Source organism: Paracandidimonas lactea, from assembly GCF_021653995.1.
GTDB lineage: Bacteria > Pseudomonadota > Gammaproteobacteria > Burkholderiales > Burkholderiaceae_B > Allopusillimonas > Allopusillimonas lactea.
The window spans coordinates 423,919-445,310 of sequence record NZ_JAJJOZ010000003.1 but is presented as its reverse complement, the minus strand read 5'-3'; the positions used below and the strand labels follow the sequence as shown (position 1 = coordinate 445,310).

Sequence of the window (21,392 nt, the reverse complement as noted above, 5' to 3'; positions counted from 1 at the left end):
CCTTGCCCGCCACATACTTCACAACATCACACCGCTACACAATCAAGGATCAATACATGGGCTTCCTGGAAGGCAAACGCATTCTGGTTACCGGGGTCATCTCCAACCGCTCAATCGCCTGGGGCATTGCCAGTGCCTGCAAGCAGCAAGGTGCCGAGCTGGCGCTCACCTACGTGGGTGAGCGCTTCAAGGATCGCGTCACCGAATACGCCGCCGAGCTCGGAACCGACATCGTCATCCCCTGTGACGTCAGCGAAGACGACCAGATCAATGACGCCTTTGCCCAACTGGGCGAGCGCTGGGACGGCCTGGACGGGCTGGTGCATTCCATCGGCTTTGCGCCGCGCGAGTCGATTGCCGGCGATTTCCTCGAAGGTATGACGCGCGAAGCTTTTCGTATCGCACATGATATATCAGCCTATAGCTTTCCCGCGCTTACCAAAGCCGCGCTGCCATTGCTCAAGGGCCGTAACAGTTCAGTCCTGACGCTCACCTACCTGGGCGCTGAAAAAGCCATCCCCAACTACAACACCATGGGGCTGGCCAAGGCTTCGCTCGAAGCCAGCGTACGCTATCTGGCGTCATCCCTGGGCCCCCACGGCATCCGTGCCAACGGCATTTCGGCCGGCCCGATCAAGACGCTGGCAGCCAGTGGCATCAAGGATTTCTCGGTCATCCTGAAGTTCGTCGAAACCCATGCGCCACTGCGTCGCAACGTCACGATCGAAGATGTCGGCAATGTCGCCGCTTTCCTGATGTCCGACCTGGCCGCTGGCATCACGGGCGAGATCACACACGTGGATGGCGGTTTCTCGGCGGTTGTCCCCGGCATGGAATAACCTTGGCCTGCAGTCCAGCCCCACAAGGCGGCTGGACTGTGCGGCGAGACTCGGCATTGATTTTTTCGCCCGGCCACGCGCTTGGTACTCAACACGACGACTAAACGCCCGCGCAGCAGGTGCACACGGCATTCTTGCCGCCAAGCATGTTCGTGGCTGGCTCCCGCAGACATGCTTCAGGGGAAGGCTACGCCTACCTCGCCTTCGCACCAAGGTGCGAATTTCGGCATCACAGCCGCGAACAGCGGGCCGTTTTCCCATCCTTCAAGCCAACGCAGCACGTTTGCGGGTACGCGCCCTGCAAACCAGGCGTCGTCGACGTGCGCGAACTGCCGCACGAAGGGCAAAATGGCCATGTCGGCCAGCGCCGGCCGGCTGCCGAACAGATAGCCCGCATCAAGCCGGCGACCCAGCGCGTCCAGCCACAACGCCGCAGCATCGCGGTGTCGTGCAGAATATTCCAACAGGTCTTCCCGGGCGTTGCTGCGCGGGGCGTCAGCAGCCGCGACATCGCAGCGACCGGCTGCGGTATCGTCCCCCAATCTGCACTCTGCCGCGCCATTCGGCGCCGGCATTGCCACGCCCGGCTCCGCGCTGCCGGGCGGACTGAGGACCGCATCTCGGGCTGACGCAAGGTACCGATCAGGATACTTGTAGCGGTCGAGATGGTGCTTGAAGGGGCCGTCGCATTGCGCAATCAGGGTCAGCATAGCGGAAACGTCTTCTTGTTCGGGTGTAAGCCAGCCCAGCGGATCGGCCTGCGCCAGCGCCCAGCGCATGATATCCAGGCTTTCGTCGATAACCTCCGGCTGCCCGGGCGCAGACAACACCAGCACAGGCACCGTGCCCTTGGGCGAGGCTTGCAGCATGGCACGCGGCTTGTTGCGCAGCACGACTTCTCGCAGTTCGCAGGCAACCCCGCTCGCGGCCAACGCCAGCCTGGCCCGCATGGCATAGGGGCAGCGGCGGAACGAATAAAGGATGGGCAGCGCCGCCATACCTAGGTACCGTACGCTGCACGCAGTGTTTGGCCCGATTGCGACACAGCATATGGACCCGAGCGGCACAAACCCCGCGGTCGCTGCCTGCCGATTCGCACCCATGCCGCTTTGGCCTGCATCACACGGGCCCCATTGCGCGGCGTTCCGTCACAGCATGCTCCTCCTCACCTTGCTTTTCCATACGGGCACCGATGTGCCGCTGGTGACGCTTGCGGGCCAGCTCAACCTGCTTCTGCCGCTCGCGAAAGCGGCCGATCTGCTCAGGGGTATGCGTGCCGTGGCAATGTGGGCAGCTTACGCCTTCCTCGTACTGCGGCGTTGCCTTGTCTTGTGGGCCGAGCGGCACCCGGCAGGCGCGGCACAACTCATACTCACCGGGTTCCAGCCCGTGGCCTACCGACACCCGCTCGTCGAAGACAAAACACTGGCCATCCCACAAGCTTTCAGCCTCGGGGATGGTTTCAAGATACTTAAGTATGCCGCCCTGCAGGTGGAAAACCTGGCCGAAGCCTTGTGACTTGAGATAGGCCGTGGATTTTTCGCAGCGGATGCCGCCGGTACAGAACATAGCGACGCGGGCACCATCGGCCAGCAAACCGCCTTCGGCGGACTGCTCTTTTACCCACTGTGGAAACTCAGTAAAGCTCGCGGTATGCGGGTTGACCGCCCCCCGAAAGGAGCCAATCGAGACCTCGTAATCGTTGCGCACGTCCACCACGACTACGTCCGGCGCAGCAATCAACGCGTTCCATTCCTCGGGCGGCACATAGGTGCCTGCCATGGTAGTTGGCTCGATATCCGGCACCCCCATGGTAACGATTTCGCGCTTGAGCTTAACCTTCAGGCGGTAGAACGGCATGGTCTCGGCCCATGCCTCTTTATGCTCCAGGTTGGCCAGGCGCGGATCCGCTCGCAAATGAGCCAGCACTTCGCGCAGGCCCGCCTCGGGGCCCGCGATGGTGCCGTTGATGCCCTCGCGTGCCAGCAGCAAGGTGCCGGTAACGCCGCGCGCCTCGCAAAATTCGCGCAAGGGGGCCTGCAGATCAACAAAATCACCCAGCTCGACAAACTTATACAGGGCGGCAACGAGATAGCGGGACATAAGCGACAATAAAGGTGAAATACCCAGAGGGTGTTGAAGCGCAGCGCCTTGACGCGGCGACACAGCAGTGCTGGGGCATATCAGCACAGCGACACAGCGGTACCTGCAATGCTGCGGCGCTGTGCCGCAGTGACAGGTAGCCCGTCAAGTGCAATACAGCCCCAGGGCCTGGACGCGGCAAGGGCTCCCGCAGCGTCGGAAACCACAAAGTTTGATTTTAGCGCCCTTGCACGCCTGCCCTGCTTCGTTCGATCCAGAAACGCTGCCTGGGGGACGCATGCGCTTCATCCTATACTAGGCTCGCGGTTTCGCCTGCCGGCCACGGGGTCTGGCCCGCCTTTGTCTTCCTGTAGGTATCATGCCACAACCGGGCTGCATCCTTGCCTGCCGTCGGCGCTTCCGCTGCCCGGCTTTCCAGTATCATTGAACCGCTATCTGTTTTCGAAGGAAACCGCCCATGACCTGGAAACTGATTACAAGCGCCCTTGCTGCTTTGGCGCTGTTGGCCGGCTGCGCGAGCACTAGCTCGAGTACTGGCGCCGCTGCCAACAACACCCCGGCCGCCACCGAGACGAGCCGCGAAGTGTGCAACGCCGACCTCGCCCAGGCTGCCGTCGGCAAAAAAGCTGACGGCAACCTGGTCGAGCAATTCCGCAAGGCCGCCAACGCCAAGAAGGCTCGTATGCTGCGCCCCCGAGACGTCATGACGCTGGAGTATGATCCGCAACGCTTGAACCTGCGCGTGGACGATCAAGATATTGTAATCAGCGTCAACTGCAGCTAGGGCGGGGTACGCGTCTCGCAAGGTAACCGCTACCTCAACCATGGATTCACTAACCCAGGCCGTGCTTGGCGCCGGCATCCAGGGTGCCATGCTCGGCCGCTTTCACGGCCGCAAGGCGCTCGCCGCCGGCGCGCTGTTGGCTACCCTGCCCGATCTCGACGTTTTCATCGATTACGGCGACCCGATCTCGGGGATGATCCACCATCGCGGGTTCTCGCACTCATTGTTTGTGCTCACCGCCTTTGCGGCGCTGCTCGCGGTGCTATACCGCTACTGGCGGCCCAGGCGCGAGTACAGCGCGGGCTGGCTGTTCCTGACGCTATGGCTGGTGCTTGGCACACACCCTCTGCTCGATGCCTTCACATCCTACGGCACCCAGCTCTGGTGGCCGCTGCGCCCCACGCCAACAGCATGGTCGAGCATCTTCATTATCGACCCCTTCTTCACACTGCCACTCACACTGGCGGTCGTGGCCGCCAGCATTGCTGGCCCTCGGCCAGGCATGGTGCGCGCCCTGTCGTGGTGCCTGGCCTGGTGCGCACTGTATCTGGCACTGTCGCTTGGGGCCAAAACCCTGATTGAAAGCCGCACCCGTGCGGCGCTGGCACAGCAAGGCGCTGCCGTGGCCAGCCTGTTTTCCGTGCCCGAACCTTTCAACATCCTGCTATGGCGCGTGGCCGCACGCACCACGGATGATCACTACATCGAATCCATCGTCAGTGTGCTGGACGAGGGGCCGGGCGAGCAGATCCGGCTGCCTCTCAATAGCGCATTGGCCAAAGACGTCAACGACCCGCGCCTGGCGGGGTTGCAATGGTTCACGGGCAACTGGCTGCGCTACGACGACGTGCGGGGCTGGCTGGTGGTTACCGACCTGCGCATGGGCGTGAGCACCGGCATGTATACGTTCCGTTTCGTCGTGGGCCGCCGCATCGGGCCGGATAACGCCTGGCAAACGGTAACGCCCGAGTACTGGCCGCGCCGGCGCGGCACCGAGGAACTGCCCCGTATCATGCGCCGCATCTGGCGCCAATCGCCGCCCCTGCCGCTGTCGCAGTGGGAGCGCGACATGACCGCGTTGCCGCGCGAACGCTTGGCCGACTGAGCGCAGCGTGCAGGTACCACTTTTATCGCCGCACAGCCATGGCTGCCGCCTCAACCCAGCGGCAAGGCCGTCTTGTATGACACCTGCTTGAGTGCGAAGCTGGAGCGGATCTTGTCAATGCCGGGGATGGATGTCAGGTGCTCGAGGATGAAATGCTCGAGCGCGGCGATATCCGCCACCGCCACGCGGATCAGGTAATCAGCGTTGCCCGTCATCAGGTAGCACTCCATCACCTCGTCATGGGCCGTGATGCGACGCTCAAAGTCGGCGAGCGCCTGCTTGTCCTGCGACTTCAGGCTGATAGAAATGAACACATTCAGCCCCAGGCCAAGTGCGGGCGCGTCCACCAGCGCCACATAGCGGCTGATAATGCCCGCTGCCTCGAGCGCCTTGACGCGCGCCAGGCAGGGAGACGGCGACAAATGGATGCGCCGCGCCAGCTCTACGTTGCTGAGCGATGCATCGCGCTGCAGTTCGGCCAGTATGCGCCTGTCGGTTGCGTCCAGCTTCATATGCCTCTCTTCCTATCATCGACAGCATTTTATGCTGAAATATGCTTTGCATGACCATATTTTTGAAAGCATCTGCGCTTCATTCAGGCGGACAATAAGCGTGACGCTTACCCTCTCGCCTCAGGTGCCACGCCATGTTGATGAACCTCTCCGGCTCCAGCCGCCCCACCATTGACACCGACCCTGAAGAAACCGTCGAATGGCGGGACGCCTTCCAGTCGCTCCTGGCGGCCGGCGGCCCGCAGCGCGCCGCCTTCATGCTTGAAGAGCTGACGCGCATGGCCGGTGATGCCCAGGTCAGTTGGCGTCATGGCGGCGGAACCCCGCACATAAACACCATCTCGGCCGAAGACCAGCCCGACTTCCCCGGCGACCTGGACATTGAACAGCGCCTGTGCGCACTGATGCGCTGGAACGCGCTGGCCATGGTGGTGCGCGCCAACGCCGCCTATGGCGAACTGGGCGGGCATATTGCGAGTTATGCAAGCGCAGCGGATCTGTTCGAAGTCGGGTTCAATCACTTCTTTCACGCGCGCAACGATGCCGCCGAGCATCGCGGCGACCTGGTGTTCTTCCAGCCACACAGTGCGCCGGGGGTCTATGCCCGCGCCTATCTGGAGGGCCGCCTGTCCGAGAACGATCTGGCTCATTACCGCCAGGAACTGCGCGGGCCGCGCAACGGCGCCACCGGCCTGTCCAGCTACCCCCATCCCTACCTCATGCCAGACTTCTGGCAGTTTCCAACGGGCTCCATGGGCATCGGCCCAATCAGCGCCATCTATCAGGCACGCTTCATGCGCTATCTCACCCACCGCGGCCTGCTTGATTGCAGCGGGCGCAAAGTGTGGGGGGTGTTCGGCGACGGCGAAATGGACGAACCCGAATCCATGAGCGCACTGACGCTCGCCGCGCGCGAACACTTGGACAACCTGGTCTGGATCGTCAACTGCAATCTGCAGCGCCTGGACGGGCCGGTGCGCGGCAATGGCTGCATCATCAGCGAGCTGGAAAAACTTTTTACTGGCGCGGGCTGGAATGTGATCAAGGTAGTCTGGGGCAGCGACTGGGATGGCCTGTTCGCGCGCGACCTGAGCGGTGCGCTGGTGCGCACGCTGTCGCAGACCGTGGATGGCCAAATGCAGACCTTCGCAGCCAAGGATGGCCGCTACAACCGCGACCACTTCTTCGGACAGAGCGAAGCGCTGACGCGACTGGTACAGGGCCTGACCGATGAACAGATCGACATGCTGCGCCGCGGCGGCCACGATTTAGTGAAAATCCATGCCGCCTATGCGGCCGCCGCCCGGCATACCGGCCAACCAACGGTGATTTTGGCCCATACCAAGAAAGGCTTCGGCATGGGCAGCGCCGGGCAGGGCCGCATGACCACCCATTCGCAAAAGAAACTGGACGACGACGATCTGCTGGGCTTCCGCGATCGCTTCAACCTGCCGCTTACCGACACCCAGGTGTTGAGCCGGGCCTTTTACAAGCCCGCCGACGACAGCCCAGAGATGCGTTATCTGCAGGAACGCCGCCAGCGGCTGGGCGGCTTCCTGCCCGCCCGCCGCACCGATGCTGACCAGGTACCGGTACCCGAGCTCGCCGGCTACGCGCGCTTCGCGCTGGCGCCCGCAGGGCGCGACATGTCCACGACCACGGCATTTGTCCGGATGATGGCCAGCCTGCTGCGCGATACCACGCTGGGCCCGCGCATCGTACCCATCGTGGCCGATGAAGCACGCACCTTCGGCATGGCGAATCTATTCCGGCAAGTCGGCATCTATTCCAGTGTCGGCCAACGCTACGAGCCCGAAGATATCGGCTCCATGCTCACCTACCGCGAGGCACTGGACGGCCAGATCCTGGAAGAAGGCATTAGCGAGGCCGGCGCCATATCAAGCTGGGTGGCCGCCGCCACCAGCTACAGCACCCATGGCCTGGCCATGCTGCCGTTCTACATCTATTACTCCATGTTCGGGTTCCAGCGCGTCGGCGACCTGATCTGGGCCGCAGCGGACCAACGCCCGCGCGGCTTCCTGGTCGGCGCCACCTCGGGCCGAACCACCCTCGCTGGCGAAGGCCTGCAACACCAGGATGGCAGCAGCCATCTCGTGGCCGCCACCATCCCCAACTGCAAAGCCTACGACCCCGCCTTCGCGGGCGAGCTGGCTGTCATCATCGATGCCGGCATGCGAGAAATGATGGTCGAGCAAAAGGACGTGTTCTATTACCTGACTGTCATGAACGAACGGTATGTACAAGCGGATATACCGGAAGACGCATATGCGCAGATACTGCGGGGCGCATATGTGTACAGGCAATACAACGCCAACGGCGACCAGCGTGCGACCGGGTCGGCTGCCAAAGTCACGCTGCTTGGCTCAGGCGCCATCCTCACCGAAGTCATCAAGGCCGCGGAAGCACTGGCCGCGGAAGGCATACGTTGCGATGTCCTCAGTATCACCAGTTGGAGCGAGCTGGCCCGCGACGGCCATCGCTGCGAAGCACAAGCCCTGCGCGGCGAAGTGGCCGATGCCCCCCACATTACTCGTTTGCTTCAGGACAGCGCCGGCCCCATCATCGCCGCGAGCGACTACGTACGCCTGGTGCCTGAATCCATCCGCGCCTACCTCCCCGCCGGCCGTCGCTACCTCACCCTGGGCACCGACGGTTTCGGCCGCAGCGATACCCGTGCGGAATTGCGGGCGTTCTTCGGCGTAGACGCAGCGACCATTGCGGACACCGCGAAACGCGCACTCGCGCTTCAATGAGCCGCCTCGGGTATAAGATCTGGATTGCGCATTTGCCGCCCCACCTTCCGCGCCCAAGGCGCGGGGGCGGCCCGCACCGCTGGCTGGCACTGCGGTGCGCATGATGCTGTAATGCCTATTGAAGGCTTATAGGATGTACTTCAAATACTGCTGCAGGCATGCCTTCGCATCGCGGATATTGTTTCGGCGCATTTCCTCGGCCAACTCGGCATTGCCTTCGCACATGGCACGAAGGATGTCGCATTGCTGGCGCACGCCGGTTTCAGCCCTGCCGGGCAGGATGACAATGCGGCGAATCAGCACTTGGGTTTTCTCATGGATACTGTCCAGCATGCGGGTCAGTTCGGGATTGCCGGCGGCCTCTATGCAACGCGCCCGGAATTCGCTGACCCGTTCGGTATAGAGCTCAAAATTTCCCGCCTTGACCGCATCGGTCACGGGCCCGCGAAACGCGTCGTAAAAAGGCTTCCACGCTTCGGGCTGCGTATTCTGCGTAGCCAGACGCACACATAACCCTTCAAGCACCTCTCGAATATCGTAGATGCGAAACACTTGGTCGGGCCCCAGCTTAGCCACCATCGCACCCCTGTTGGGTGTGCGTTCTATGAGCCCCCGCTGTTCGAGTTCGATGAAGGCGTCGCGTACTCGGGTGCGCGGGATGCTGAACTCAGCGGCCAGATCGTACTCGTTCAGCTTGGACCCCGGCGGCAAATCACCATTGGCGATGCGCTCACGCAATAGCAAAGTAAGATCCTGCGCGGCGGAGCGGCGCCCCTTGCGCGCGGGCGCCTCGGTGCTTTCTGGTTGGACTGCCCCGCGCTTACGGGTTGGCGAATTGGTAGCCATAATGGCCTGCAAAAGAGTTGACTCGGGGAAAGTGTATTGACTCATGCATGACCCCGTCAACACGTGGCGACCCGTGCATATTGGGCCCGGCCCCATTGAGCGGGCGCCCCCATGGTATGCACGCAGCATTTTCGCTCACTGGCCCAACCACCCCTGGCCAGCAGGGTGTCACGTCAGGGCCGAACCCCCATTTTCAGTTTTGGCCCAAGGTTTATGCGCAATGAGCCTTGGGCTGCTTTGATGAAACGCGCCAGGTAGCCGCGAGTTTCGCGGGGGTCGATGACATCTTCCACGCCAAAAGCTTCAGCCGTACGGAAGGGCGAACTGAGCCGGCGCAAGCGTTCCTCGATCTCGGCCTCTTTTGCCTTGGGATCGTCGGCAGCTTCGATTTCGCGACGGAACGCGGCAGCCACGCCGCCCTCCACCGGCAGCGATCCCCACTCAGCCGTAGGCCAGGCCAGCTTCAAGCCAATGCCCATTTTGTCGGTGGCGGCCATACCAGCCATGCCATAACATTTGCGCACCACGACAGTTGCCATGGGCACTGTGGCCTGCAGGCTGACAAACACGCTGCGCATGCCGTCGCGCAACGTCCCCTGCGCTTCGGCGTCCCGCCCGACCATAAAGCCCGGCACGTCCACCAAGAAGATAAGCGGGATGTGGAAGGTGTCGCACATCTCAATGAAGTGTGTCTGCTTGCGCGCACCAGCTGCGTCGATGGCGCCACCGTAGAACATGGGGTTGTTAGCCACGACGCCCACCACGTGACCATCCAGGCGCGCCAGCGAGGTGATGATGGCCTTGCCATAAGTGGGCTGCATCTCGAACACGGAGTCCGTATCGAAGATCATGTTGATGACCCGGCGCATGTTGTAGGCTTTGCGACGGTCCTCGGGGACGACAGTTGCAAGGGCTTCCTCTCGGCGGCCGGCGGGGTCGTCGGTATTCTTGTAGGGCGGCAGCTCCCATACGTTTTGGGGCATATACGATAGGAAACGGCGTATCTGCCTGAAGCATTCCGCTTCGTCGGCAAAGGCGTCATGAATAGTCCCGGCGACGTCAACGGCCACTTTGCTGCCGCCCAGCTCTTCCTTGTCTATCTGCTGGCCAAGCGACCGCTTGACGACTGGCGGCCCCGCCGCGAATACTTGGCTGTTGCCCTTGACCATCAGAGACCAATGGGCAAGGATGGCGCGCCCAGCCGGCCCGCCCGCCGCCGTACCCATCACAGCGCATACGACTGGTACTTGCCCAAGCAGCGCCATGGACGTTTCAAAGCCATGCACGCCCGGAAACACCGTATGCCCCCGTTTCTGGGCTGAGGTAACACTGCCCCCCACGCCATCGCACAAATTGATGAGCGGGATCTTGTAGTTCAGGGCAAAGTCTTCCACAAAACCGCCTTGCCCGCCCTTCTTGCGGTCGCCACTCCAGCTGGCCCCTCCGCGCACGGTATAGTCTTCACCGCCCACAGCAACCGGCCTGCCGTCGATTTCCGCCAAGCCCATGACATACGGCGCGGGCGTCACGCCCTGCAAACGGCCTGCTTCGTCGTATTGGCCGGTACCCGTCAAGCCCCCGACTTCCCGAAAGCTGCCGTCATCGCAAAGGCTCGCTATACGTTCGCGCACAGTCAGCTTGCCAGCCTCATGATGGCGCGCCACTGCGGCCTCGCCTCCCATATGCAGGGCAAGCTCGCGGCGAAACTCCAGCTCTTGAATGCCCGGCACAACCCCATCTTTTGGTGCGTTCATCAGTTGTCTCCCACAATCGTGACGACAAGCTGCCCCTCCTCCACCGACTGGCCTTCCTGCACGTGAATGGCGTCGATCACGCCTGACGCTTCGGCCTCAAGCGGAATTTCCATTTTCATGGATTCGAGAATAACCAGCTCCTCACCTTCACTGACACGCTGGCCGACTTTGCACTGGATTTTCCAGACGGACCCTACAACTTCAGACTTGACCTCAATACTCATGGCATTTCCTTGCAGCATGTAAACGCAGCGCTGAACAACGCACTCACTGTGGTTTGATGTTGGCCGAGGCGCCTACCTTCTTCCAGGTCTCGACTTCCTCTTTGAAGATTTTTTCGAACTCTTTGACTGACAGATTGGCGAGCGTCAAGCCGCCGCTACGTGCCAGTTTGGTCTTAACCTCGGGATTCTTCAGTGTTTCGTTGATTTCATGATTCAGCTTCTCAACGACGTCCGCAGGCATCCCGGCAGGGCCCATCACACCAAAAAACAGGCTGCGGTTGTAGCCAGGAACACCCGCTTCGGCGAACGTGGGGACATCCGGGATCAGGTCGGACCGCTGTTCGCCAGTTACCGCCAAGCCCACAGCGCGCTTGCTGCCAATAACAGGCGCCGCAAGCAGCAATGTGTCCATCAACACATCGATCTCGCCCGCCATGACAGCGGTGCTTGCCTGCCCATTACCTTTGTAGGGAACGTGCGTCATCTTTGAGCCGGTGGTGACACTGAATGCCTCCATCGCCATATGCGTGGAGCCGCCGATACCCGAGCTGCCGAAATTGACTTTGCCGGGATGCTGATGTGCGAACTTGATCAAGTCGCCCATGCTGCCGATCCCTGCCTTGTTGGACACCATGAGCACCGTAGGCAGATAGCCGACAAGTGCAATGGGCTGCAACTGCCCGGCCACTTCCGCCGCGCTCTTGTACACGGCGGGGTTGACCGCAATGGCGCTGGAAACTGTAAGCAACGTATAGCCATTGGGCTTGGCCCTGGCGGTATCTTGTGCGGCGATCGATCCGCCAGCGCCAACCTTGTTCTCGACAACGATAGGCTGACCCAGGCGCTTGCCCAAGTGGTCTGCAACGACCCGCGCCACGATATCGGTAGCACTGCCAGCGGAAAACCCGACGTACATTTTGATGGGCTCGCTGGGATAGCCCTTTGCGAGTGACGGTGTGGCCCAACAGCATGCCAATGCCGCAGCAGCGACGATAGCGCGCGAGATCATGGTTGTCTCCTTATGTTGATGTTTGGCCATAGTATCCCACCTCAATCATAAACTCAACTTTTTAGTTGACCATTTAGATGGTTTATATAGAGATTGAAAATCTATACTTAAAACAGACACGAAGCCATCTTTCCCTATGAAACTCCTGTGCGCGCCGCATCGCAAAAATCATCGCTATATCTAGTGATTACCGTGTTCATCAGATCACTCACCAAGCCATCTCCGTGGCTTATCGTGTTTATAGTTGCCTAAATAGTCAACTATTGTTTATAGTTCTGTAAAGCATAAATCTCGTGCGCAAACACGATTATTTATTACCGTGAGTGAGCCATGACAGACGTTCAAAACCCCCATCCCCTGCACAACGGCCCGTTGAGCGGCTATCGCGTACTCGAACTGGGATCCACGGTGGCAGGCCCGTTCTGCGGGCGTCTGTTGGCCGACTTCGGTGCAGAGGTCATCAAGATCGAGCCGCTCACCGGCGACCCTGTTCGCACCATGGGCAAGCAGCACGAAAACCAGTCTCTTTACGCCGCCAGCATCCTGCGAAACAAATCTCTCATTGCTGTCGATCTGCGGACTGACGCGGGGCAGAATATCGTCCGCAGGCTTGTGAAAGAGTGCGACGTTGTAATCGAAAACTTCCGACCAGGCGGGCTTGAAAAATGGAATCTTGGCTATGACGCGCTCTCGGCGCTCAACCCACGCATCATCATGGCGCGCATAAGCGGGTTCGGCCAGAACGGCCCGTACAGCCAGCGCCCCGGCTATGGGGTGATCGGTGAAGCGGTCAGCGGCCTGCGCCACGTAACCGGCGACCCGGATCGCCCACCCAGCCGCGCGGCAGTTTCCCTCACCGACTGCCTCACCGGCCTGTATGCCGCATTTGGCGTCCTCATGGCAGTCCTTGCCCGGCAAACCACCGGCAAGGGCCAATATATCGATGCCGCGTTATACGAATGCGCCTTCAGCATGATGGAGCCGCATGTCCCCGCATTCGACAAGCTGGGTGTGATCGCCGGTCGGGCGGGGTCCAGGCTTCCTGATAGCACACCCAACAACTTGTACCCCACCGGCGACGGCGATTTCATACACATCACCGCCATGGCTGATGCCGTCTTCCAACGACTGCTCGGCGCCATGGGCACACCCGAACTCGCCGACGACCCCAGATTTGGCGATGCTCGTGGGCGAGCCGCCAACGAGGCTGCGCTGGACGCCCTGATTTCAAACTGGACTACCTCGCACACATTGGAGCAGCTGGAAGCTGCGCTATCCACAGCCGCTGTGCCCGCAACCCGCATATTCACCATGAAAGACATTTTTGGCGACGCCCACTTCAAGGCGCGAGACATGCTCGTCGATGTGCCCCACGAGAAACTGGGCACCGTGAAAGTCGCTGGCGTTGTACCGAAACTTTCCGACACGCCCGGTGCACTGCGGTGTGCCGGCGGCCCCATCGGCCGCGACACGCGACAGATACTGGCCAGTGTCGCAGGCTACTCCAACGCGGATATCGACGCACTGCTCGAGAGTGGAGCCATACGTGAGACGTCCAACGCCGCAAACCCGGCGGGCGCCGTCACCGCCAGTTAGTACATCGCCAAAGCGTCAACCAAGGGAAGATACATGTTCCATAAAATAATCATCGCCAACCGCGGGGCGATCGCCAGCCGCGTGATCCGAGCCCTGCGTGAGCTGGGCATCCGGTCGGTAGCCGTATACTCAGAGGCTGACATTGGCGCTCCGTATCTTGAGCAGGCGGATGAAGCCTACGCCATTGGTCCCGCCGCGGCTAGAGACAGTTACCTGAACCAGGATACGCTTGTCGATCTGATCAAGCGCACCGGGGCTGACGGCCTGCATCCCGGCTACGGCTTTCTATCAGAGAACGCAAACTTTGCGCGGCGGGTAAGCGCCGCCGGTGCCGTATTCATTGGCCCCTCCGCAACCTGGATCGATGCCATGGGCCACAAAACCCGAGCGCGCGAACTGGCGCGCAAGCATGGCCTACCAGTCGGCAAAGGGTCGCCGATCCTGAATGGGGATCCGGCCTTGATGAGAGCCTATGCTGAAGAAATCGGCTACCCCGTGCTGATTAAACCAGCGGCAGGTGGGGGCGGCATCGGGATGCTGGTAGCCAGCAATGCGGGCGAACTGGAAGCCATGGCGGAGAAAGCCAGTTCGCTGGCGATGCGTGGCTTTTCAAACGCAGAGATCTATCTCGAGCATTATCTTCAACGGCCACGCCACATCGAGTTCCAACTGCTTGGCGACCGTCATGGCAACGTGCGCCATCTGTTCGACCGCGACTGCTCGCTGCAGCGCCGTCACCAGAAGATCATCGAAGAAGCCCGCGCCCCGATGGCCGACCACAGCAAGGTTGATGCGCTAGCCACGCACTTGGCCGCCACGTTCGCCGGGCTAGGCTACGACAATATCGGCACTGTTGAAACCTTGATGAGCCCGGGCGGCGATTTTCATTTTCTGGAGATGAACACGCGCCTGCAGGTTGAGCATGGCGTGACCGAAGCCATCACCGGCGTGGATCTCGTGCATGCCCAAATACGCAGCGCAGCGGGCATGGCGCTTGACGACATCCTGCCGAAAGACATCACGGCGGCAGGCCACGCTATCGAGGCCCGTGTTTATGCGGAAGATTCGCGCCGGTTCCTGCCTTCCTCGGGTACGCTCAAGCTATTCCGTCCGCCTCAGCATATCCGCGTCGAAACCGGCTATGCGCAAGGGCAGCAGGTGACCCCTTACTACGATCCCATGCTTGCCAAGCTAATCGCCCACGGCACCAGCCGCGCAGACGCGATCACCCGGCTGCTCGACGCAGTGAATACGTTCGAAATCGAAGGTGTAAAAACCAATTTGGATGCGCTGCGTATTCTGCTGGAATCCGACGCGTTTCAGTCAGGCGATGTGCATACGGGACTGGTGCCGAACGTCATGGCGCGCAACATGCCGGCCAAGGGCGCAACACTGCCCGCGTAAATACGTCTGATAAGACGCCCCTGCATACTCACTCACGACAAGCCGCATCGCGTAAACTCACGAACTGCCAATACACACACCGGCCAGCCGCACACAGGTGGCGACGGCCGTATCGCGTGTTTGCGCCGCCAGTTTCTGTGAAGGTCTTTCCAGAGGCGCAGCGTACATACAGAAAGACTGGGCTTTTCGTTCCGGGGTTGCAACCGCAGCATGTCGTCCTCATCCACCACCACTGACGCGCACCCTCGTTTGCCGCACGGGCTGTTCACGCCCCAAGGGGTGGGCAACGCCACCGTGTTGCTCCTGCTGCTGGGCATGGTTACCCTCTGGACGCTGGCGGTAGGCCTGAGCCACTCGGCGCCCGACCGCGACGGTATGGAGGAGCTGATCTGGGCGTCCAGCCTTGAACTGGGCTACAGCAAGCACCCGCCGCTGCCCTCTTGGATCATGTATGCGGCCACGCAGATATTCGGCCGCCCAATCTGGCTGCCGTTTTTCGTAGGCCAGTTGTGTTCGGCGCTGGCCCTGTGGTTCATCTGGAAGCTAGGCTGTGAATTCACAACGCCGCCACGCTCGCTGAGCGCCGTGCTGTTGCTATCGACAATCGCCTATTTCGGCATGCGCGGCACCATTTTCAACCACAACACCGTGCAATTGGCGCCCTTGGCGGCCGCAGCGTGGCTGTTTCACCGTGCATTGCGTACCGGCCGCACCCGAGCGTGGATGGCGCTGGGCCTGGTGTCAGGCTTGGCACTACTCACCAAATACAGTGCAGTGATCCAATTCGCGGCCTTTGCGATATTCCTGCTGCACCGGCGCCGGGAGGTGAGCAGCGCAACGATCCAAGGCGTCGCCATCGCTACCCTCATCGGCCTGCTGGTCTTCTCGCCGCATCTGTACTGGCTGGCGCAGCACGATTTCGCACCCATCCTGTACGCCGATGAATCGATTGTCTCAGTCTCGCGCCTGAGCGCGCTGAAGAGCATCGGTAATTTCCTGATCGACCAACTGCTGCGCCTGGCACCCATGGTTATCGCAGTGGCAATTCTGGCGCGGCACGTACGCCGCAAGGCCCACCCCGTAACCTCCGCAACGGTGGGCGCGCAACCTACCTGGGCCAGCGCCCTGTCCACATGGGATCGTTCATTTGTGCTGTGGGTAGGGCTGGCGCCGCTGCTGTCCACCGTGGTCATCTCGATCATCCTTGGCACCAACCTCGAGGCATCGTGGGCGACCACCTTTTTCATTCTTTTCGGTTTTTATGCTTTTTGGTGGCTGCGGGGCGAAGACGGCGCCGTGCTGCGCGCCACGTTGATTACAGTCATCGTATTGCAGGTCTGTATCGCGGTGGGCTATGGCCTGGCGCGCGGCCCTATCGCATGGCACCTGGGCAAACCCTCGCGTTCCACCTACCCTGGGCTCGCTGTATCGCGGGCCATGCAGGCTGTGTGGCAACAGCACGAACCAGGCGTACCCTTGCAAATCGTGGCATCCGACATGTGGTTGGGCGGCAATATTGCCGTACATGCAGGGCGCGACGTGGATGTATTTCTTGACGCCGACTACCAGCACGCCCCCTGGCTCAACCCCGCGAGCGCCTTGCATTGCGGCGCCCTGGTTGCCTACAGCACCGAACCCCGGGGTTATCTGTCGCCACAGCTGGAGCAACTGTACGCGCGCACAACCGAAAAAGGCGAGCTATCGGTGCGCTGGTCGTCTGAGCGCAGCCCCATGATCAAGATAAGCTGGGGCATCCTGCCTCCCACGCAGGCATGTGACGCTGGCAATTCAAACCAGACAGCCGCCGGCAGAGCTAACACATCACTACCCTGAGCACGACGGCCCCCATCATCACACCGGGGAGCTATTGGCCCGCGCCGGCCGGACACACAACAGCGCCCATCGCGTTTGACATCATTGAAAGCCGCTGCCGCGGCGGGCCTGGCTACCTGCCGGCGCGGCGCCGCAGTTTGGCCAATTGCGCCTGGTTCAGGCGTCGCGCCTCCTGCTCCGCGTAGGCTTCCTCGCCCGCCTCGTAGTTGCCTTCATAAATGCATTTGCGACGATTGCCGCGACACTCGTCGCTACGGACGGAAGCTTGCGTTGCCGCCTTTCCCTCGGTGTGCTGTTCGCCTTTCTTGCCACCGCCAAACAGCGAACACCCCGACACCAGCGCAACCGCAAACAACGCCACGCCCCACCGGCTAAACGATTGGATCGACATTCCCCTGCCCCGAATAGTTTTAATAGCTCTTTTTATACCAGACTCGGGCAGCCAGCATCAGCGGGCCGTTGCTTCCACACCGACTGTGCCTTATGAATGCGCTGCCCTCCCCGAAAATGGGGAAGAGCCGATTAACCGTGTCTGATGAATGCGCTGATCCCCCGAAAATGGGGAAGAGCGAAACGGGGTAGAGCCGTAAAGTGGTGGGTAGAAACAACAAAGCGCCCCGAAAGGCGCTTGTTTATTGAATCCCTGGCGGACAGAGGGGGATTCGAACCCCCGATACGCTATTCACGTATACACGCTTTCCAGGCGTGCGCCTTCAACCGCTCGGCCACCTGTCCTGCTTTTTCCATAGCTCGCAGCTATGGGCAAGTCCGCTATTCTAGCAGAATTATTTTTGCTCCGCTGCGTTTACCGCGTCTGGGGACAAGGGTTGGATACGGGCGCGGATGCGCAGGTCTTCACCCAGTGGGGTAACCTCGGTGAACGCGAATCGGTGTGCCTGGGCAAGGTCTTCGAGCTCGGGCAGGCGCACCAGGCCCAGGCCGGGGCCGATCAGCATGGGTGCCATGTAGATCAACAGCTCGTCCACGCAACCTGCCTGAAGCAGGGCGCCGCTCAGGCGCGCACCGGCTTCGGCATGCACCTCGTTGATATCGTGTTCGCCCATCCAGCGCATCATGGCAGCCAGGTCTACGCGGCCATTCAGGCAAGGCATTTCAATGACTTCAGTATTGCGGGCACGCATGCGTTCGGCCTTGGCGACATCGGGACGGCAGGTGAAGATCCACACACGCGAGCCATCGAACAGGCGCGCCTGTTCGTCGATCTCGAAACGCGTATCGACCACAGCCTTGATGGGTGGGCGCTGGGTGTGGACATGACGCACGTTCATGCGTGGGTTGTCGGCCAGCACAGTACCGGAACCCGTGAGCACCACACAACTACGGGCGCGCCAGTGGTGCCCGTCGGCGCGGGCGGCTTCTCCGGTAATCCACTGCGAGGCGCCGTTAGGCAGGGCAATGCGGCCGTCCAGCGTGCCGGCCAACTTCAACCACAGCCAGGGTATGCCACGCGTCATGCGCGAAACAAAGCCAGGGTTGAGCGCCAGCGCTTCATCGGCGCAGACGCCCACACGCACGTCGATGCCCGCCGCACGCAGCTTGGCCAGGCCTCGCCCCGCAACCAAGGGGTTAGGATCGCGCATGGCCACCACGACACGAGCTGGCTGCGCCTTGATCAGTGCGTCGACGCAAGGCGGCGTGCGGCCGTAGTGGCTGCATGGCTCCAGCGAAACATAAACCGTGGCGCCCTTCACCTCGCGGCCGTGTTCGGCCGCTTGGCGCAAGGCCATGACTTCGGCGTGCGGGCCGCCCGCACGCTGCGTGGCACCCGAGGCCAGCAACTGGCCGTCGCGCACAATCACGCATCCAACCCGGGGATTGGGCGCAGTCAGGTAAAGCACACGCTCGGCAAGCGCCAGCGCCTGCCGCATCCAGTGAATGTCGGGATCTTGGGGATCAGGAAGCGCAGAGCCGGCCACGTTGTCCATGGAATTCAAGGCTTGGTCTTGACCTGCATTTCGTCGATGGCTTTGACGAACTCGCCGATGTCTTCAAAGCTTTTATATACCGACGCAAAGCGCACGAAGGCAACCTGATCCAGCTTTTTGAGCTCGGCCATGACCAGTTCGCCGATGTAGCCGGACGGCACCTCGCGCTGCCCGCTTACCAGCAAGGTTTCTTCGATGCGCGCAACAGCGGCATCGACCGCGTCGGTACTGACCGGCCGCTTGCGCAGCGCCAGGCTGAGACTTGCGCGAAGCTTGTCGGCGTTGAACTCGACCCGCGTGCCGTTGCGCTTGACCACTGCCGGCATGACGAGCTCTGCGCGCTCATAAGTGGTAAAGCGACGGTCACAGGCCGTGCAGCGGCGGCGACGCCGGATGGTGTCGCCTTCTTCGGAAACACGGGAGTCGATGACTTGCGTATCGAAGCTGCTGCAGAACGGGCATTTCATGGCGGCAGGCCCCGCCCATGGGCGGGGTGTCGGATATCAGCGATAGACCGGCAGGCGCGCGGTAAGCGCGTTGACCTTCTCGCGCACAGCGGCGATATTGGCTTCGTCGGTGGGGTTGTCGAGTACATCGGCGATGAGGTTGGCGGTAAGCTCGGCCTCGGCTTCTTTGAAGCCGCGCGTTGTCATGGCAGGCGTACCCAGGCGGATGCCACTGGTGACGAAGGGTTTTTCGGGATCGTTGGGGATGGCGTTTTTGTTGACCGTAATGTGCGCCTGGCCCAGCGCGGCTTCGGCCGCCTTGCCCGTGATGCCCTTGGCACGAAGGTCAACCAGCATGACGTGGCTTTCGGTGCGGCCAGACACGATGCGCAAGCCGCGCTGCACCAGAGTGCGCGCCATGACATCGGCGTTCTTGACCACCTGGGCGGCGTAATCTTTGAACTCGGGTGCAAGCGCCTCTTTGAAGGCAACGGCCTTGGCGGCGATGACATGCATCAGCGGGCCGCCCTGGATGCCGGGGAAAATGGCCGAATTGATGATTTTTTCGTATTGCGCCTTCATCATGATGACGCCGCCGCGCGGGCCGCGCAGCGATTTGTGCGTGGTGGACGTGACGAAATCGGCATGAGGAAAGGGGTTGGGGTAAGCGCCGCCCGCCACCAGGCCCGCATAGTGCGCGATATCGACCATGAACAGCGCGCCGTTGTCGTGTGCAATGCGCGCCATACGCTCGAAGTCGATACGCAGTGCGTAGGCCGATGCCCCGCCCACGACCAGCTTGGGCTTATGCTTCTTGGTGAGGTTTTCGAGCTGGTTGTAGTCGAGCTCTTCGTTGGCATCGAGGCCATAGGAAACGAAGTTATACAGCTTGCCCGAGGCATTGACGGGCGAGCCGTGCGTAAGGTGCCCGCCTTCTGCCAGGCTCATGCCCAGCACAGTGTCGCCCGGCTGCAGCACGGCCATGTAAACGCCCTGGTTGGCCTGCGACCCCGAATTGGGTTGAACGTTGGCGGCCTCCGCGCCGAAGATCTGCTTCAGGCGATCGATGGCCAACTGCTCAACGATGTCGACGTATTCGCAACCACCGTAATACCGCTTGCCCGGGTAGCCCTCAGCATACTTATTGGTAAGCTGCGTGCCCTGGGCCTGCATGACAGCCGGGCTGGTGTAGTTTTCGGAGGCGATCAGCTCGATGTGCTGTTCCTGGCGCACGTTTTCTTTTTGGATAGCGGCCCAGACGTCGGCATCGACTTGATCAAGGGTACGGGTACGGTCGAACATGGAGGGAAGTCCTGGTAGAGGTGAGGCAGGTCCGTAGACAAACGGTTGTCATTTTAGCCCGAATATGGCCCTAGCCGCGGACAACCAACGCCAAATCGGCCGAAAACGCCCGATAGCCGGACGAACGCAGGCTGAACGAAAAAATGGCGCATGATCAACATGAGCCATTTTCAAGTTGTCTGCCGGCGACGATGCGCCGCATCCCCGATAGACCGGCGCGGGCCCTTGGGCGGCGCCGCGCCCTGCCACGGATGACCGGCAGGGCTGCGGCAGCTGATCACCCCCCTGCGCGAACGCGGGGGTTCAGGCTGTACAGCCCGGTGATGGAAGCCTGCGCCAGAATATGGCCCTGCATGGCATTGAGCGCGTCTGCGCCGGTGAACCGGCCCTCGAAGGGCAGTTCAGGGATATCGAGCGCATAAACGGTGAACACATACCGGTGCGCAATGGTGTCATTCCAGGGCGGGCAAGGGCCATCGTAGCCGAAATAATCACCATTCATATCACGGTCGGCGGCAAACCAGTTGGTGTAGTCGTTGATGCCTTGGCGCGTGTCATCGAGGGCCAGCGGGCCGGCCTTGCCGCGCGGCGTGATGCCATCCGAATAGGCGCCTTCGGCAACCTCGCGCGCGGTGGCTGGAAGATCCACCAGCACCCAATGAAAGAAATCCACACGCGGCAAATCGCCTGGGATCTCCCGACCTTCCTGGTTGACGTCATCGGGGCGGCTGGGCACGTCAGGGTCATGGCAGATGACAACGAAAGACTGCGTACCCGCAGGCACATCAGACCACGCCAGATGCGGATTGACGTTGCCCGCCAGCGCGATGTAGTTCTGCCCGTCCTGCTTGCCGAACGCATAGCGCTCGGGGATGCCCCCGTTATCTTTGAAAGACTTGCTGGTTACCTGCATAA

Annotated in this window: 19 protein-coding genes and 1 tRNA gene; 7 read left to right on the top strand and 13 right to left on the bottom strand. The window is 61.4% G+C overall.

Annotated elements, in window-relative coordinates:
• Window positions 1-56 precede the first annotated feature (56 nt).
• Window positions 57-839, top strand: coding sequence for an enoyl-ACP reductase FabI (fabI, locus tag LOL23_RS08910; RefSeq protein ID WP_160980533.1), 783 nt, complete (start codon window positions 57-59; stop codon window positions 837-839).
• 176 nt (window positions 840-1,015) lie between these two features.
• Here fabI and LOL23_RS08905 read toward each other — a convergent pair whose 3' ends face one another.
• Window positions 1,016-1,837, bottom strand: coding sequence for a glutathione S-transferase N-terminal domain-containing protein (locus LOL23_RS08905; protein ID WP_237173487.1), 822 nt, complete (start codon window positions 1,835-1,837; stop codon window positions 1,016-1,018).
• Window positions 1,838-1,958: 121 nt separating this feature from the next.
• A complete protein-coding gene (trhO, locus tag LOL23_RS08900; RefSeq protein WP_160980529.1) occupies window positions 1,959-2,942 on the bottom strand; it encodes an oxygen-dependent tRNA uridine(34) hydroxylase TrhO in 984 nt (327 codons plus the stop codon).
• Between the two features lie 457 nt (window positions 2,943-3,399).
• Between trhO and LOL23_RS08895 the strand changes: the two genes are divergently transcribed.
• Window positions 3,400-3,726: an I78 family peptidase inhibitor gene (locus LOL23_RS08895; protein WP_160980527.1), complete on the top strand. Its 327-nt coding sequence runs from the start codon at window positions 3,400-3,402 to the stop codon at window positions 3,724-3,726.
• Between the two features lie 40 nt (window positions 3,727-3,766).
• Complete coding sequence (locus tag LOL23_RS08890) at window positions 3,767-4,831, top strand: metal-dependent hydrolase (RefSeq protein ID WP_160980525.1); 1,065 nt, start codon at window positions 3,767-3,769, stop codon at window positions 4,829-4,831.
• Between the two features lie 50 nt (window positions 4,832-4,881).
• Here LOL23_RS08890 and LOL23_RS08885 read toward each other — a convergent pair whose 3' ends face one another.
• Window positions 4,882-5,343, bottom strand: coding sequence for an Lrp/AsnC family transcriptional regulator (locus LOL23_RS08885; RefSeq protein WP_160980523.1), 462 nt, complete (start codon window positions 5,341-5,343; stop codon window positions 4,882-4,884).
• 134 nt (window positions 5,344-5,477) lie between these two features.
• Here LOL23_RS08885 and mdeB point away from each other — a divergent pair, with 134 nt between their 5' ends.
• Window positions 5,478-8,117 (top strand): alpha-ketoglutarate dehydrogenase, encoded by a 2,640-nt coding sequence (gene mdeB / locus LOL23_RS08880; protein ID WP_237173486.1) that lies wholly within the window; start codon window positions 5,478-5,480, stop codon window positions 8,115-8,117.
• 126 nt (window positions 8,118-8,243) lie between these two features.
• On the opposite strand, the gene LOL23_RS08875 is transcribed toward mdeB, so the two are convergent.
• From LOL23_RS08875 to LOL23_RS08860, 4 genes are all read right to left on the bottom strand, one after another.
• Window positions 8,244-9,008 (bottom strand): GntR family transcriptional regulator, encoded by a 765-nt coding sequence (locus LOL23_RS08875; RefSeq protein ID WP_237173485.1) that lies wholly within the window; start codon window positions 9,006-9,008, stop codon window positions 8,244-8,246.
• 128 nt (window positions 9,009-9,136) lie between these two features.
• Window positions 9,137-10,717 carry an acyl-CoA carboxylase subunit beta gene (locus LOL23_RS08870; RefSeq protein WP_160980521.1) on the bottom strand — a complete coding sequence of 527 codons (1,581 nt, stop codon included), beginning with the start codon at window positions 10,715-10,717 and terminating at the stop codon, window positions 9,137-9,139.
• Complete coding sequence (locus LOL23_RS08865) at window positions 10,717-10,941, bottom strand: biotin/lipoyl-binding carrier protein (RefSeq protein WP_160980519.1); 225 nt, start codon at window positions 10,939-10,941, stop codon at window positions 10,717-10,719. The genes LOL23_RS08870 and LOL23_RS08865 overlap by 1 nt, the downstream gene beginning before the upstream one ends.
• 43 nt (window positions 10,942-10,984) lie before the next feature.
• Window positions 10,985-11,950 carry a Bug family tripartite tricarboxylate transporter substrate binding protein gene (locus tag LOL23_RS08860; protein WP_160980517.1) on the bottom strand — a complete coding sequence of 322 codons (966 nt, stop codon included), beginning with the start codon at window positions 11,948-11,950 and terminating at the stop codon, window positions 10,985-10,987.
• A 330-nt stretch (window positions 11,951-12,280) separates the two neighbouring features.
• On the opposite strand from LOL23_RS08860, the gene LOL23_RS08855 reads away from it, so the two are divergent.
• From LOL23_RS08855 to LOL23_RS08845, 3 genes are all read left to right on the top strand, one after another.
• A complete protein-coding gene (locus LOL23_RS08855) occupies window positions 12,281-13,546 on the top strand; it encodes a CaiB/BaiF CoA transferase family protein (protein ID WP_160980515.1) in 1,266 nt (421 codons plus the stop codon).
• Window positions 13,547-13,579: 33 nt separating this feature from the next.
• Window positions 13,580-14,950 (top strand): acetyl-CoA carboxylase biotin carboxylase subunit, encoded by a 1,371-nt coding sequence (locus LOL23_RS08850; RefSeq protein WP_160980513.1) that lies wholly within the window; start codon window positions 13,580-13,582, stop codon window positions 14,948-14,950.
• Window positions 14,951-15,160: 210 nt separating this feature from the next.
• Window positions 15,161-16,783 carry a glycosyltransferase family 39 protein gene (locus LOL23_RS08845; RefSeq protein WP_160980511.1) on the top strand — a complete coding sequence of 541 codons (1,623 nt, stop codon included), beginning with the start codon at window positions 15,161-15,163 and terminating at the stop codon, window positions 16,781-16,783.
• Window positions 16,784-16,895: 112 nt separating this feature from the next.
• Here the strand turns inward: LOL23_RS08845 and LOL23_RS08840 are convergent, their stop codons facing one another.
• From LOL23_RS08840 to LOL23_RS08815, 6 genes are all read right to left on the bottom strand, one after another.
• Window positions 16,896-17,174 (bottom strand): hypothetical protein, encoded by a 279-nt coding sequence (locus LOL23_RS08840; RefSeq protein WP_237173484.1) that lies wholly within the window; start codon window positions 17,172-17,174, stop codon window positions 16,896-16,898.
• Window positions 17,175-17,427: 253 nt separating this feature from the next.
• Window positions 17,428-17,518, bottom strand: a tRNA-Ser gene (locus LOL23_RS08835).
• 50 nt (window positions 17,519-17,568) lie between these two features.
• Window positions 17,569-18,729 carry a bifunctional diaminohydroxyphosphoribosylaminopyrimidine deaminase/5-amino-6-(5-phosphoribosylamino)uracil reductase RibD gene (gene ribD, locus LOL23_RS08830; RefSeq protein ID WP_237173502.1) on the bottom strand — a complete coding sequence of 387 codons (1,161 nt, stop codon included), beginning with the start codon at window positions 18,727-18,729 and terminating at the stop codon, window positions 17,569-17,571.
• A gap of 5 nt (window positions 18,730-18,734) precedes the next feature.
• Entirely contained in the window at window positions 18,735-19,196 is a 462-nt protein-coding gene (gene nrdR / locus LOL23_RS08825) for a transcriptional regulator NrdR (RefSeq protein WP_160980509.1), read from the bottom strand.
• Window positions 19,197-19,232: 36 nt separating this feature from the next.
• On the bottom strand, window positions 19,233-20,477 hold the full coding sequence (gene glyA, locus LOL23_RS08820) for a serine hydroxymethyltransferase (protein WP_160980507.1): 1,245 nt from the start codon (window positions 20,475-20,477) through the stop codon (window positions 19,233-19,235).
• A gap of 277 nt (window positions 20,478-20,754) precedes the next feature.
• Window positions 20,755-21,390: a YbhB/YbcL family Raf kinase inhibitor-like protein gene (locus LOL23_RS08815; RefSeq protein ID WP_237173483.1), complete on the bottom strand. Its 636-nt coding sequence runs from the start codon at window positions 21,388-21,390 to the stop codon at window positions 20,755-20,757.
• Window positions 21,391-21,392: the final 2 nt, after the last annotated feature.